Below are 14,286 nucleotides of genomic sequence, written 5' to 3' on the forward strand. Positions count from 1 at the left end.
CCAGCGCCAGGGTCTTAACGTCCCGGGCATGCTTTTATATAAGCGTGCAAAATGACGTCATATCGCAAACATCACGGGTGACCAAATGGCTGACTCATCGCAACTCATCATCGGGGCCGACCTTGCCGGCCAACCCGTGGCCCAGGCCATGCGCCTGGCGAACCGACATGGTTTGGTGGCGGGGGCCACCGGCACGGGCAAGACGGTCACCTTGCAACGCCTGGCCGAGATGTTCAGCGATGCCGGCGTCGCGGTATTCGCAGCGGACATCAAGGGCGATCTATGTGGCCTCGGTGCCGCCGGCAATCCCCAAGGCAAGATCGCCGAGCGCATCGCTGGCATGCCCTGGCTCGGCCACACGCCCCAGGCCTACCCGGTGACCTTGTGGGATATCCACGGCCAATCCGGTCATCCGTTGCGCACGACCTTGAGTGAAATGGGGCCGTTGCTGCTCGGTAGCCTGCTGGAGCTGACGGACAGCCAGCAAGCGGCGTTGTACGCGGCGTTCAAGGTGGCCGACCGCGAGGGGCTGTTGCTGCTGGACCTCAAGGACCTGAAGGCGCTGCTCAATCACCTCAAGGACAATCCCGAGCTGCTCGGCGACGATGCGGCCTTGATGACCACCGGCTCTAGCCAGGCCTTGATGCGACGCTTGTCGACGCTGGAGCAGCAAGGCGCGGATGCGCTGTTCGGCGAGCCGGCGTTGCAACTCGAAGACATCCTGCAACCGGCCAGTGATGGCCGCGGCCGGATTCATCTGCTGGACGCCAGTCGCCTGGTCCATGAGGCACCCAAGGTCTACGCGACGTTCCTGTTGTGGTTGTTGGCCGAGCTGTTCGAACAACTGCCCGAGCGCGGCGACGCGGATAAACCCCTGCTGGCGCTGTTTTTCGACGAGGCGCATTTGTTATTTGCCGGTACGCCCAAGGCGTTGCAGGAGCGGCTGGAACAAGTGGTGCGGCTGATTCGCTCCAAGGGCGTCGGGGTGTATTTCGTGACCCAGTCGCCAGGCGACTTGCCGGACGACGTGCTGGCGCAGTTGGGGCTGCGCATCCAGCACGGCTTGCGGGCGTTTACCGCCAAGGAGCAGAAATCCCTGCGGGCGGTGGCGGACGGTTTTCGACCGAACCCACAATTCGATGCCTTGTCGGTGCTGACTGAGCTGGGCATCGGCGAGGCCCTGGTGGGCACCTTGCAAGAAAAAGGCACGCCGGAAATGGTCCAGCGCGTGCTGGTGGCGCCGCCGCAGTCGCGCATCGGGCCGCTGACCGAGGCCGAGCGCGTCGCACTCATCGCCGGCTCAGCGTTGCAGGGGCGCTATGACAAACCCATCGACCGCGAGTCTGCCTATGAAGTGCTGATGGGGCGCAAGGGGTTGGAACCGCAGGCCGAAGCGGCGCCGGGAAAACCGACCGCGCAAGAGCCGAGCTTTACCGAAAAGGCCGGTGAGTTCCTCGGCACCGCGGCCGGCCAGGCGTTGAAATCGGCAATGCGCCAGGCAGCCAACCAACTGGGTCGGCAACTGGTACGTGGGTTGATGGGGTCGTTGCTGGGAGGCAGCAAGCGCCGCTAGTCAGGGCGCAAGCTGAGGGACAGGCGCCCAGAATACTCAGTCCTTGGGTTTGGCGTGCGCCGCCAATCGCTCCAGCGCCGCCCGCAGCTTGGGATCGCTGATGCCTTCGGCCGTGGCCTGGATGGTCGCGGCCGCATCGGTGGACAGGTCCAGCGTATGGCCCTTGACGGCGGCCTGTACGGTGGGCGGCTGAACCTTGAACAGGATCCGCGTCAGGTTGGCGAACTCATCGAAAACCTGCAATTGACGCAGCAGGCGCTTTTGCTGGTAGCGCAAGCGCGTGGCCCAGTGGCCGTCGGTGACGATCAGCAGCAAACTGCCTTCGCGCCATGACGCCACGTGGCAATGCTCGCGTGCGGCCGGCTGCAGCTGACTGTCCAGCAGCCGTTGCAGGTGGCCCAGGCGCTTGGCGTGGCCGAAGATCGCTTTCAGCGGTTTGGCTTCGCGCAGGAGCACGGCGGGCGCCTTGGCTGGAAGAGGGCGGAAGGCCATGAATGAATACCACAAGTGACAGAGGCGCCATGGTAGCAGAAAGCGTCCGATGCGCTCCGGGCGCAGCTGCCGAGCGGCATTTTACCTGCACAATCAATCAGTAACTTCTGCGTTTTGTGGGTTGAAGTTCGCGCAAAAGCCCTTATTTTAGGGAAGCCCCGTCACAGCGCTGTGCCAGCATCGTGGAATAACGCCACTTTCCTCACCATCGTTTCCGGGTAGAATGCTCGTTCGCATGCGGCCATGAGGGCTGCACGGGCGACTCATGGGGCCGCCCTCCATCCCTTTAGTGTGGAAGATCCTGCCGATATGTTTGCGCCTTTGTTAAAGAAACTTTTTGGAAGCAAGAACGAGCGTGAAGTCAAACGCATGCTCAAGACGGTACAGACTGTCAATGCCTTCGAAGAGCAAATGGTGGCCCTTTCGGACGATCAGTTACGCGCCAAGACTGCCGAATTCAAGGACCGCTTCGCCAAGGGCGAGACCCTTGACCAACTCCTGCCCGAAGCCTTTGCGGTCTGCCGCGAAGCCGGCAAGCGGGTCATGGGCATGCGTCACTTCGACGTCCAGTTGATCGGCGGCATGACCTTGCACGAAGGCAAGATCGCCGAAATGCGCACCGGTGAAGGCAAGACCCTTGTGGCCACCTTGGCGGTGTACCTCAACGCATTGTCCGGCAAGGGCGTGCACGTGGTGACGGTCAACGACTACCTGGCCCGCCGCGACGCCAACTGGATGCGCCCGCTCTACGAATTCCTCGGCCTGACCGTTGGCGTGGTCATACCGTTCCAGCCGCCAGAAGAGAAGCGTGCCGCCTACGCCTCGGACATCACCTACGGCACCAACAACGAATTCGGTTTCGACTACCTGCGCGACAACATGGCGTTCAGCATGGATGAAAAATTCCAGCGTGAACTCAACTTTGCCGTGATCGATGAAGTCGACTCCATCCTCATCGACGAAGCCCGTACCCCGCTGATCATTTCCGGTCAGGCCGAGGACAGCTCCAAGCTGTACATCGAGATCAACAAGCTGATCCCGCAGCTCACCTTGCACGTCGAGGAAGTCGAAGGCGAAGTGACCCAGGCCGGGCACTACACCGTCGACGAGAAGACCCGTCAGGTCGAGCTCAACGAAGCCGGTCACCAGTTCGTCGAGGAAATGCTGACCCGCGTCGGCCTGCTGGCCGAAGGCGAGAGCCTGTATTCGGCGCACAACCTGGGGCTGCTGACCCACGTCTACGCCGGCCTGCGTGCCCACAAGCTGTTCCATCGCAACGTCGAGTACATCGTGCAGGACGGCCAGGTCGTGCTGGTGGATGAACACACCGGTCGCACCATGCCGGGCCGTCGCTTGTCCGAAGGCCTGCACCAGGCCATCGAAGCCAAGGAAGGCCTGAACATCCAGGCTGAAAGCCAGACCCTGGCCTCGACCACCTTCCAGAACTACTTCCGCCTGTACAACAAGCTGTCCGGCATGACCGGTACCGCTGACACCGAGGCGTTCGAATTCCACCAGATCTACGGCCTGCAAGTGGTGGTGATTCCGCCGAACAAGCCGCTGGCGCGTAAAGACTACAACGACCTGGTGTTCCTGACCGCCGAAGAGAAATACGCGGCGATCATCAATGACATCAAGGAAGGCATGGCCCAGGGCCGTCCGATCCTGGTGGGTACCGCCACCATCGAGACCTCCGAGCACATGTCTGCCCTGCTCAACAAGGAAGGCATCGAGCACAAGGTCCTCAACGCCAAGTTCCACGAGAAGGAAGCCGAGATCATCGCCCAGGCCGGTCGCCCGGGTGCGTTGACCATCGCTACCAACATGGCCGGCCGTGGTACTGACATCCTGCTGGGCGGCAACTGGGAAGTGGAAGTGGCTTCCCTGGAAAACCCGACCCCCGAGCAGATCGCGCAGATCAAGGCCGACTGGCAGAAGCGCCACCAACAGGTGCTCGAATCCGGCGGTTTGCAGGTGATCGCTTCCGAGCGCCACGAATCGCGCCGTATTGACAACCAGCTGCGCGGCCGTGCCGGTCGCCAGGGTGACGCCGGCTCCAGCCGTTTCTACCTGTCGCTGGAAGACAGCCTGATGCGCATCTTCGCCTCTGACCGGGTGAAGAATTTCATGAAGGCCCTTGGCATGCAGCCGGGCGAGGCGATCGAGCACCGGATGGTGACCAACGCCATCGAGAAGGCGCAGCGCAAGGTCGAAGGCCGCAACTTCGATATCCGCAAGCAATTGCTGGAGTTCGACGACGTCAACAACGAGCAGCGCAAAGTGATCTATCACATGCGCAACACCCTGTTGGCCGCTGATGACATTGGCGAAACCATTTCCGATTTCCGCCGCGAAGCGCTCGACGCGACCATCAGCGCGCACATTCCACCGCAATCGCTGCCGGAACAGTGGGACGTCGCGGGCCTGGAAGCCTCCCTGCGCAGCGATTTCGGCGTGTCGTTGCCGATCCAGCAGTGGCTCGATGAAGATGACAAGCTGTACGAAGAAACCCTGCGCGAGAAGCTGCTGGCCGAACTGATCGCCGCGTACAACGAGAAGGAAGACCAGGCCGGCGCCGAGGCACTGCGTTCCTTCGAGAAGCAGATTGTGCTGCGCGTCCTCGACGACCTGTGGAAAGACCACCTGTCGACCATGGACCACCTGCGTCACGGTATCCACCTGCGCGGCTACGCCCAGAAGAATCCGAAGCAGGAGTACAAGCGCGAGTCCTTCACGCTGTTCTCCGAGCTGCTGGATTCGATCAAGCGCGACTCGATCCGGGTCCTGTCCCATGTCCAGGTTCGTCGCGAAGACCCGGTCGAAGAGGAAGCCCGCCTGCGCCAGGAAGCCGAAGCCCTGGCCGCGCGCATGCAGTTCGAACACGCCGAAGCCCCAGGCCTGGAAGTCGTCCAGGCGATGGAAGAGGGTGTCGATGTGGATGTCGCCTTGGCAACCACGCCGGTACGCAACGAACAGAAGTTGGGCCGCAACGAACTGTGCTATTGCGGTTCGGGCAAGAAATACAAGCATTGCCACGGGCAGATCCAATAAACCCGTTTCAACGCTGAACGACCCGCGCCGCGGCAGGTTTTCCCTGCCGCGGCGTTTTGCCATTTGATTCGCCGTCCTGATAAGGCGGCGTCGATAGACATCTAATTTAGGAGCGCATTCATGGCTGTTGGTCTTGGTCCGTTGCCAACGTTGCACCCGGTTGCCGGTTTTGAACTCGGTATCGCCTCGGCGGGCATCAAGCGCCCCGGGCGCAAGGATGTCGTGGTCATGCGTTGCGCCGAAGGCTCGACGGTGGCCGGCGTGTTCACCCTCAATGCCTTTTGCGCCGCGCCGGTCATCCTGGCCAAGCAGCGCGTGCAAGGACCGGTGCGTTATCTGCTGACCAACACCGGCAACGCCAACGCCGGCACGGGCGCGCCAGGCCTGGCCGCCGCCGAGCGCACGTGCGCCAAGTTGGCCGAACTGACTGGCGTCGATGCCAGCCAGGTGCTGCCTTACTCTACCGGCGTGATCGGCGAGCCGCTGCCAGTCGAGAAGATCGAAGGCGCGTTGCAGGCCGCCCTCGATGACCTCTCGGAAAACAACTGGGCGGCTGCCGCCACCGGCATCATGACCACCGACACCCTGCCCAAGGGTGCGAGCCGCCAGTTCCAGCACGACGGCGTGACCGTTACCGTGACTGGCATCAGCAAAGGCGCGGGCATGATCCGCCCGAACATGGCGACCATGCTCGGCTACATCGCCACCGACGCCAAGGTCTCGCGCCAGGTGCTGCAAGACCTGATGCTCGACGGCGCGAACAAGTCGTTCAACCGCATCACCATCGACGGCGACACCTCCACCAATGACTGCTGCATGTTGATCGCCACGGGCAAGGCCAACCTGCCGGAGGTCACCGAAGCCAGCGGTCCGCTGTTCGCAGCCTTGAAGCAGGCCGTGTTCGAAGTGTGCATGGAAGTGGCCCAGGCAATCGTCCGTGACGGCGAAGGCGCGACCAAATTCGTGACCGTGCAGGTCAACGGCGGTGGCAATCACCAGGAATGCCTGGACGTCGGCTACACCGTCGCGCATTCGCCACTGATCAAGACCGCATTGTTTGCCTCCGACCCGAACTGGGGCCGGATCCTCGCCGCCGTCGGCCGGGCCGGCGTGCCGGAGCTGGACGTGAGCAAGATCGACGTGTTCCTCGGTGACGTCTGCATCGCCAGCAAAGGCGCCCGCGCCTCCACCTATACCGAAGCCCAAGGCGCGGCGGTGATGCAGCAGGAAGAAATCACCATCCGCATCGAACTGGGACGTGGCGATTGCAGCGAAACGATCTGGACCACCGACCTGTCCCACGAGTACGTGAAGATCAACGCTGAGTACCGGACTTAAACCGCTCGGGACCGAGCTGCTCCCAACGCGAGTAAGGAATCACATGAGCCTGCACCTGATCATTGGCGACAAGCGCATTTTCTCCTGGTCCCTGCGCACGTATCATGTGCAATTGCCGGAAGTCGACGCGGACTACGTCGAAACCCTTTATCAATGGCCGGCATTCAAGGCTTGGCTGCAGGCTGGTCTGGAGGAAGTGGCGCGGTGAAACGAGTACACGTAGCGGCGGCGGTCATTCGTGACGCCAGCGGCAAGATCCTGATTGCCCGACGGGCCGATTCCCAGCATCAAGGTGGCCTGTGGGAGTTTCCCGGAGGCAAGGTCGAGGCGGATGAATCCGTTGAAACGGCCCTGGCCCGCGAACTACATGAAGAGCTGGGCATCGTCGTCGGCGCTGCCCGACCGCTGATCAAGGTGCGTCACGATTACCCGGACAAACAGGTGTTGCTGGATGTCTGGGAAGTCTCGACCTTCACCGGCGAGCCCCATGGTGCCGAAGGACAACCGCTGGCCTGGGTGACCACTCGGGAGCTTGCGAACTATGAGTTTCCGGCGGCCAATCAGCCAATCGTCGCGGCGGCCCGATTGCCGGGCGAGTACCTGATTACCCCAGAGGGCCTGGAAACCCCAGCCCTGCTGCGTGGCCTGCAGAAAGCTATCGCCGGCGGGATCAAGTTGGTCCAGCTGCGCGCGCCTAACGGCTATGACCCGAAATACCGCGACCTGGCGGTGGATGCCGCAGGGCTTTGTGCGGGCAAGGCCCAGTTGATGCTCAAGGGGCCGTTTGAATGGTTGGGCGATTTCCCCTCCGCTGGCTGGCACATCACCGCCGCGCAACTGCGCAAGCACGCGGCGGCCGGCCGACCGTTCGGCAAGGATCGCTGGCTGGCGGCTTCTTGTCACAACGCAGAGGAATTATCCATGGCGCAGCAGATGGACGTGGACTTCGTGACACTGTCGCCCGTACAGCCGACCCAGACCCATCCGGATGCACAGCCGTTGGGGTGGGAAGAGGCGGCGCGGTTGATCGACGGGTTCGATAAACCCGTTTATTTGCTGGGCGGGGTCGGGCCTGGCGAACAGCAGAAAGCCTGGGCGGCCGGGGCCCAGGGCGTGGCGGGGATTCGGGCGTTCTGGCCTGAGGCGTGAGTGATCAGTGCGCAGGCTTGGCTGCCGCCTGCCACAGCACTTCTGCAATTCCCTGCCGACGGGCAATGATCCGCGCCGCTACGAACAGCAGGTCCGATAACCGATTGATATAGGCCAGCCCCGGCCCCGCCAGCGGCTCCATGGCGTTCAGCTGTTGGCAACGGCGCTCCGCGCTGCGGGCCAGGCTCCGGCACACATGGGCCTGGGCTATCAAGGTCGAGCCACCGGGCAGGATGAAGTTCTCCAACGGCCCCAGTTCGTCGTTCCACACGTCGATGGCCGCTTCCAGGCGTTCGACTTCCGCCATATCCAGTGCTTGATACGCCGGCATCGCCAGCTCGCCACCCAGGTCGAACAACCGGTGCTGACAGGGCGCCAGCACTTCGACGAGTTCCTCCAGTGCCGGATACTGGCCCATTTCATTGGCCAGCCCGGCCAGCAGCAACCCCAACTGGCTGTTCAACGTATCCACTTCGCCGATGGCCTCAACCCGTGGATGGTCCTTCGCTACGCGGCGGCCATCGCCCAGCCCGGTTTCACCTTTGTCACCGGTGCGGGTGTATATCTTCGACAGGCGAAAACCCATGTTCAGCGCTCCACTTGCTTGTGTTCTTGCGCCACCATCGAAGTGCCCGCCAGGGGCAGGCGCAAGGTGAAGCAAGTGCCTTGGCCCGGCGTTGATTGCACTTCCATCTGGCCCTTGTGGTTGTTGGTAATGATGAAATACGACACTGACAGCCCGAGCCCCGTACCCTGGCCGATTTCCTTGGTAGTGAAGAACGGTTCGAAGGTGCGTTTGCGCACGTTTTCGCTCATGCCGATGCCATTGTCCTCGACCTGGATTTGCGCCCACGGCGGGTTCAGCCGGGTACGCAAGATGATGCGGCCGGGCTCGCCGTCGTCCTGGCGCTGGTGAATGGCCTGGGCGGCGTTCTTCAACAGGTTCAGCAGCACCTGCTCCAATTCGTTGGCCGTGCCGGGCACCGGGCCCAGGTTCGGGTCGAACTGGCGGATGATCGCCTGGCCCTTGAAGTCGAAACCAATCGCCAGGTCGAAGTCGTTGCCGGCGATCTCCACCGCCTGGTCGATCAGCGCCGGCAGGTCGCAGGGCGCCATTTGCCGGGTGCTGCGCCGGCTGAAGCTGAGCATGTGGGTGACGATTTTGGCGGCGCGGGCGCCGGCCTGCTGGATGCCATCGAGCAACTGCGGGATCTCCCGGCTTTGCAGGTAGCGATTGACCACCGGCAAGTCGATCCCCAACTGTTCGGCCTGTTCGAGGTTCTTGGGCAGTTCGGCCGACAGGCGTCGGCGGATGTTCTGCACGTTGTGCAGGATCGCCCCCAGTGGGTTGTTGATTTCATGGGCCATGCCCGCTGCGAGGCCACCCACCGAGAGCATTTTCTCCGATTGCACCATCATTTCCTCCAGCGACAGGCGCTGGGTGATGTCGTCGATGCGGATCACCACGCCCCGTCCGGCGCCGCCCATCAACGGATAGAAAGTCAGGGCGTAGTGCTTGGCTTCATCGTCCTTGGTCCAGGTGACGCGCTCGATCTTGGCGACCGTGTGCTGCTCGACCGTCTGCTTGAGCTGTGGCAGATAGGGCTTGAGCGGTTCGAAGGCGAGGAAGATCGGCTGGTTCAACGCCTCGTCCAGCCGAGTGCCGGAAAGGGCGCTGGCTTCCTGGTTCCATTGGGTGACATAGAGTTGTTCGTCGAGGGCGATCAGCGCCGACGGCATGGAGTCGATGATGCTGTTGAGGTAGTTCTGAAAGCCCGTGAGCTTTTTCTCGATCTTGCTGCGCACCTGGACTTCCAGCTCCAGCTTGCGGTTGGTGTGGCGGGTTTCTTCCGCCAGGCCCTGGGCCTGGTCATAAGCCGCCTGGGAATCGTCCCGGGCGCGCTTGAGCTGCTGCTCCCGGGCTTCGATACGCGACAGCATGGTGTTGAACGCCTCGGCCAGGCTGCCGATCTCGTCATGGTTGCCACGGCCGGCCCGCAGGGAATAGTTTTCCTCGCGGGTAACCTGGCGCGACAGCTCTTCGAGTTGGTGGATCGGCTGGGTAATCAGCCGCTTGATCTGCTGGGCAATGAGCAACCACAGCAGCACGCTGAAAATCAGGATGCCGAGGCTGGCGGTCAGGGTGCCGGTGTAGAAGGCGGTGGGCAACTCGCTGCTGGCGACCAGCAACAAATGGCCGGGTTGGGTGCCGGGACGGGGCAGGGTGATGACTTGGTTGCTACGAAATTCCCCGGCCTGCCAGGTTTGCATATGGCGAAAGTGTTCCGGCAACCTGAGCTTTTCGCCCTGTTGCAACTCGGCCAGGCGTTCACCCCGACCGTCATACAGCGCCGCTGCCCGCAGGGGCGCGTAACTGTTGAGTTCATCGAGCAGGCGCTGGGCGCTCTGCGGCGACTGCAACGCGTCGGAGATCAGGCTCGGGTTGGCCACCAGCCGGCCGATGGTCTGCAAGGCCTGCGGGGCCATGCTTTCCTGGGAAATGTAGTAGGCCGCGCTGATGAAGGTCAGGTTCGCCACCAGCAAAACGGTGGTCAACAATACCAACAGGGCCGCCAGCAGTTTCTGGCCGACCGGGAGGTTTTCAAGGCGCTGGCGCAATGGCATCTGACTCGTCGCTAAAAAGGAACACGTGGGCCAGCGTAGCCGCTGCTCAGTCGCTGGGCAATCCGAGGTTGTCCAAGTGGGCAATCAGGCGTTGGCGCATTTGTTCAAGATGCGGCACGGCCACCCCATGACGTTGTGCGACCGCGCAGGCATGGCCGAGCAGGTAGCTGATTTCGGTGCGGCGCTGGTTGGCGACATCCTGGTACATCGACGAATAGTTCTGAGCGGTGGCCTGGATGACCCGTTCGACTTCGGCCGGTAAGTCTTCGGCCGCCGCGGGCTGGCCGCAGCGTTCGAGCAGGTCGGTCAGTTCCGCGCACAAGGTTGCCACTTCGCAGTGGTGTTCCTGCAAGCCGCCGTTCTTGCAATGGTGCAGCACGGTGAGCGGATTGATCGCACAGTTGAGGGCCAGTTTGCGCCACAGGCGAGTGAGAATATCGGCGCTCCATTCATGGGGGATGCCAGCAGCGCTCAGGTCATCTAGCCAGACTGGCGCCACCGGGTGCGCGGGGTCGCCCAGCCAGGTGTAGCCATGGCCGGCGAACACCACGCGCCAGTCACCGTCGCGGAACGCGCCTTCGGTGCTCGAGGCGCAGATGCAGCGAGCCAGGGGGACGCGGTTCGCCACCGCATCCTGGCTGCCGAGGCCGTTCTGCAGCAGGATCAGTTCCGTCTCGGCACTCAGTCGATGGGCGACCGAAGCCACCGCCGCTTGCGCGTCATAGGCCTTGCAAGCCAGCAGCAAGCGCTGGATGGGTTCGGGGCTTTGCGCGGTTTCGCCGGGCACCGGGTAACACTGCGCCTGGCCCTGTTCCACCAGCGTCAGGCCGCCGCTGGCCCGGTAAGCCTGCAGCCGCTGCTCATTGCGCAGCACCAGCCGCACCGGCAGGCCGGCCCGGGCCAGGCGCGTCGCCCACAACGTGCCGAGGCTGCCGGCTCCCAGGACATGCCAGGTGGTGGACATCAGTTTTTTACTCGCTTTGGCGCTGGCATCTGAGGGGCTCGCGGTAACGACGGGAAAAGACCCGTTATAATGAGCCCGATTTTAACCACAAGCCAAGTGCGCGCCTTTGTCACGGGCGCGCCTTTTTATTTGGAGAACACTACATGCCGTCATTCGACGTGGTATCCGAACTGGACAAACACGAAGTCACCAACGCCGTTGAAAACGCCGTCAAGGAACTCGACCGTCGGTATGACCTCAAGGGCAAGGGCAGTTTTGAGTTCAAGGAAAAGGACCTGACCGTCAACCTGACCGCCGAGGCCGAGTTCCAGCTCGAGGCGATGATCGAAATCCTCAAGCTGGCGCTGGTCAAGCGCAAGATCGATGTGCAATGCCTGGAGGTCAAGGAAGCCTACGCCTCGGGCAAGCTGATGAAGCAGGAAGCCGTGCTCAAGGAAGGTATCGACAAGGAATTGGCGAAGAAGATCGTTGCCCACATCAAGGACGCCAAGCTCAAGGTACAGGCCGCCATCCAGGGCGAGCAGGTGCGCGTGACCGGCAAGAAGCGTGACGACTTGCAGGAAGCCATCGCCGCGCTGCGCGGGAAGGAATTCGGCATGCCCCTGCAATTCAATAACTTCCGCGACTGATCTCCGTTATACGGAAACACACAACATGCCGCGTGCAACAGGAATAAGGAGAGTTAGATGGACTTGAACGCTGAAGTGGACCACCTGGTCAAGGCTTCCCAGGCCTGGATACCGATGATCATGGAGTACGGCAGCCGCGTGCTGCTGGCGGTCGTCACCCTGGCTATCGGCTGGTGGCTGATCAACAAGTTGACCCGCAAACTGGGCGCACTGCTGGCCTTGCGCAATGCCGACTTGGCATTGCAAGGGTTTATCAGCACCCTGGCGAACGTCATCCTCAAGATTTTACTGATCGTCAGCGTCGCGTCGATGATCGGCGTGGAAACCACCTCGTTCGTCGCGGCCATCGGTGCGGCAGGCTTGGCGATCGGCCTGGCCTTGCAGGGCAGCCTGGCGAATTTCGCCGGCGGCGTGCTGATCCTGCTGTTCCGTCCGTTTCGCATCGGTGACTGGATCGAAGCCCAAGGCGTGGCCGGTACGGTCGACAGCATCCAGATCTTCCACACGATCATTCGTACCGGTGACAACAAGACCGTTATCGTGCCCAACGGCAACCTGTCCAACGGCATCATCACCAACACCAATCGCCAACCCACTCGCAAAGTGGTGTTCGACGTGGGCGTGGATTACCAGGCCGACCTGCAAAAGGCCCGGGAAGTGTTACTGGAGTTGGCCAAGGACGAGCGCGTATTGGCCGATCCTGCACCAGAAGCGGTGATTTCCACCCTAGGCGATAGCTCGATCACGGTGTCGCTGCGTATCTGGGTGAAAACGGCGGACTACTGGAACGTGATGTTCATGCTTAACGAACAGGCGCGGGACCGCTTGAAGGATGCGGGCATTGATATTCCGTTTCCGCAACGGGTGATTCGGGTTGTTCAGGAAGGGCCGGCGCAATAACGGTTTGAATGTAACTCGGCGCTGGGGTCAGGTTATGTTTAGCTAGCTTGCTATTTAACAAGTTGTGTTAACGCTGACATTGCACCAGGCATAAAAAAACCGCTCACCTGGATCAGGTGAGCGGTTTTTGTTTGTTGCGGGTGTCGCTATCGAATTAGCACTGAATTACAAGATGCTCAGTGGGTATTCGACGATGAAGCGGAAGTCGTTGTTGTCGCGGCCAACACCATCGCTGCCGCGGTAGAACGCGCTACGAACACGGAAAGACAGGTCTTTTGCTGGACCGCTCTGCATGACGTACTTGGTTTCGAAGTCAAGTTCGTGTTCTTTGTTGTCGCTGTCGTCGCCAATGGTGATGTTGTCACCTCGGACGTAGCGAGTCATGAAGCTCAGGCCAGGAACGCCGTAGGTCTTCATGTTCAGGTCGTAGCGAGCCTGCCAGGACCGCTCGTCTTCGTTGTTGAAGTCGGAGTACTGGATGGAGTTGGCGAGGAAGATGGTGCCGTTGCCGTCAACGCCATAAAGGTAGCCAGTATCACCGGTGGAGCGCTGATGAGCCACGGTGAACTTGTGGGCACCGATAGCATAGGCCGCTGCGAGGGACCAGATGCGGTTGTCGATGTTGCCGCTCAGTTCCCGACCTTGGCTCTCGCTGTCATAGCCGTTGAAGTCGAAGTTCAGAGATTGATCTTCGTTGATTGGCAGGGTGTAGTTCAGGTTGATGTACTTCTTCTTGAAGTAATCTTCAACGTCGGAGGCAGCCACGCCAGCGACGAAATTGTCGGTGAACTGGTAGGTAGCACCTGCAATGTTGGCGGAGGTCAGGCCAGGGTTGCGGATACCGGCATCGTTACGACCATTGATGCTGTCACGGCCCATACCAGTCTGTGAACTCAGCGAGGTGAAGCGACCAGCGCTCAGCTCCAGGCCTTTGATTTCCTTGCTGGTGATCAGGGTGCCGGTGGCAACTTCCGGCAGCAGACGGCTGTCGTCAGTCGAGAAAACCGGGCTGGCAACCACTTGATTACCGTATTTCAGAACGGTGTCGGACAGACGGAACTTAACCGCGCCACCAGCCTTCGACTGAGTATGTTCTAGGTCGCCATCGCTGTCCTGAGCGAACAGACCGTTACCGGCACGACCAGCACTGCCGTCGAAACGGGCGGAGCCGAATGCGAAGGCATCGACGCCTACACCAACGGTACCTTGGGTGAAGCCCGATTCGTACGTGGCACGTACACCAAGGCCAGCTTCTTCACGATAACTTTGCTCGTCGCTGTCGTTGTTCTTCCAATCGCGATTCATGTACAGCGCACGGCTCAGAACGTTCAAACTCTGATCTTCAAAAAAGCCCTTGGATTCTTCCTGGGAAGAGGCCACTGCGAACTGCGAGGTACTGGCCGATACAGCCAGTGCGATCATGCTCCACTTCATCACGCGCATCGTGATTTGCTCCTTTGGTTTTTAGAAGAGTACTGCCGTCCCACCTGTTTTTTTATCTGGGCGGCTCTTTCTTTTTGTGTCGGCGCAAACTTATATCACGCTGACATTCTTTGGCGATACTT

11 protein-coding genes and 1 pseudogene are annotated in these 14,286 nt (G+C 61.3%); 7 read left to right on the forward strand and 5 right to left on the reverse strand.

Annotated elements, in window-relative coordinates; genetic code table 11:
- Window positions 1–85: 85 nt before the first annotated feature.
- Window positions 86–1,573: a helicase HerA-like domain-containing protein gene (locus tag J3P82_RS06285; protein ID WP_434561581.1), complete on the forward strand. Its 1,488-nt coding sequence runs from the start codon at window positions 86–88 to the stop codon at window positions 1,571–1,573.
- Between the two features lie 36 nt (window positions 1,574–1,609).
- Here J3P82_RS06285 and J3P82_RS06290 read toward each other — a convergent pair whose 3' ends face one another.
- On the reverse strand, window positions 1,610–2,065 hold the full coding sequence (locus J3P82_RS06290; protein ID WP_186611682.1) for a DUF721 domain-containing protein: 456 nt from the start codon (window positions 2,063–2,065) through the stop codon (window positions 1,610–1,612).
- 309 nt (window positions 2,066–2,374) lie between these two features.
- Here J3P82_RS06290 and secA point away from each other — a divergent pair, with 309 nt between their 5' ends.
- From secA to J3P82_RS06310, 4 genes and pseudogenes are all read left to right on the forward strand, one after another.
- Window positions 2,375–5,116 (forward strand): preprotein translocase subunit SecA, encoded by a 2,742-nt coding sequence (gene secA, locus J3P82_RS06295; protein ID WP_434561583.1) that lies wholly within the window; start codon window positions 2,375–2,377, stop codon window positions 5,114–5,116.
- 120 nt (window positions 5,117–5,236) lie between these two features.
- Window positions 5,237–6,454, forward strand: a complete 1,218-nt coding sequence (argJ, locus tag J3P82_RS06300; RefSeq protein WP_434561585.1) for a bifunctional glutamate N-acetyltransferase/amino-acid acetyltransferase ArgJ — start codon at window positions 5,237–5,239, stop codon at window positions 6,452–6,454.
- Between the two features lie 91 nt (window positions 6,455–6,545).
- Window positions 6,546–6,662: pseudogene (locus J3P82_RS06305) on the forward strand (glutathione S-transferase); the annotation flags it as partial.
- Window positions 6,659–7,603 (forward strand): Nudix family hydrolase, encoded by a 945-nt coding sequence (locus tag J3P82_RS06310; RefSeq protein WP_434561587.1) that lies wholly within the window; start codon window positions 6,659–6,661, stop codon window positions 7,601–7,603. The pseudogene J3P82_RS06305 and the gene J3P82_RS06310, both read left to right, overlap by 4 nt.
- A 4-nt stretch (window positions 7,604–7,607) precedes the next feature.
- Here J3P82_RS06310 and J3P82_RS06315 read toward each other — a convergent pair whose 3' ends face one another.
- The 3 genes from J3P82_RS06315 to J3P82_RS06325 are packed head-to-tail and all read right to left on the reverse strand — an operon-like array spanning window position 7,608 to window position 11,192.
- On the reverse strand, window positions 7,608–8,189 hold the full coding sequence (locus tag J3P82_RS06315; RefSeq protein WP_434561589.1) for a cob(I)yrinic acid a,c-diamide adenosyltransferase: 582 nt from the start codon (window positions 8,187–8,189) through the stop codon (window positions 7,608–7,610).
- Between the two features lie 2 nt (window positions 8,190–8,191).
- The gene (locus J3P82_RS06320; RefSeq protein WP_434561591.1) at window positions 8,192–10,228 is read right to left on the reverse strand and encodes a sensor histidine kinase; all 2,037 of its coding nucleotides are present in this window, start codon (window positions 10,226–10,228) and stop codon (window positions 8,192–8,194) included.
- A gap of 46 nt (window positions 10,229–10,274) precedes the next feature.
- Window positions 10,275–11,192: a putative 2-dehydropantoate 2-reductase gene (locus tag J3P82_RS06325; protein WP_434561593.1), complete on the reverse strand. Its 918-nt coding sequence runs from the start codon at window positions 11,190–11,192 to the stop codon at window positions 10,275–10,277.
- Between the two features lie 143 nt (window positions 11,193–11,335).
- On the opposite strand from J3P82_RS06325, the gene J3P82_RS06330 reads away from it, so the two are divergent.
- Window positions 11,336–11,821, forward strand: a complete 486-nt coding sequence (locus tag J3P82_RS06330) for a YajQ family cyclic di-GMP-binding protein (RefSeq protein ID WP_186611675.1) — start codon at window positions 11,336–11,338, stop codon at window positions 11,819–11,821.
- 57 nt (window positions 11,822–11,878) lie between these two features.
- Window positions 11,879–12,721, forward strand: coding sequence for a mechanosensitive ion channel family protein (locus J3P82_RS06335; RefSeq protein ID WP_186635585.1), 843 nt, complete (start codon window positions 11,879–11,881; stop codon window positions 12,719–12,721).
- 165 nt (window positions 12,722–12,886) lie between these two features.
- Here J3P82_RS06335 and J3P82_RS06340 read toward each other — a convergent pair whose 3' ends face one another.
- Window positions 12,887–14,164, reverse strand: coding sequence for an OprD family porin (locus J3P82_RS06340; protein ID WP_434561595.1), 1,278 nt, complete (start codon window positions 14,162–14,164; stop codon window positions 12,887–12,889).
- Between the last annotated feature and the right edge of the window lie 122 nt (window positions 14,165–14,286).

Source organism: Pseudomonas sp. Z4-20 (genome assembly GCF_051131955.1).
GTDB lineage: Bacteria > Pseudomonadota > Gammaproteobacteria > Pseudomonadales > Pseudomonadaceae > Aquipseudomonas > Aquipseudomonas marvdashtae.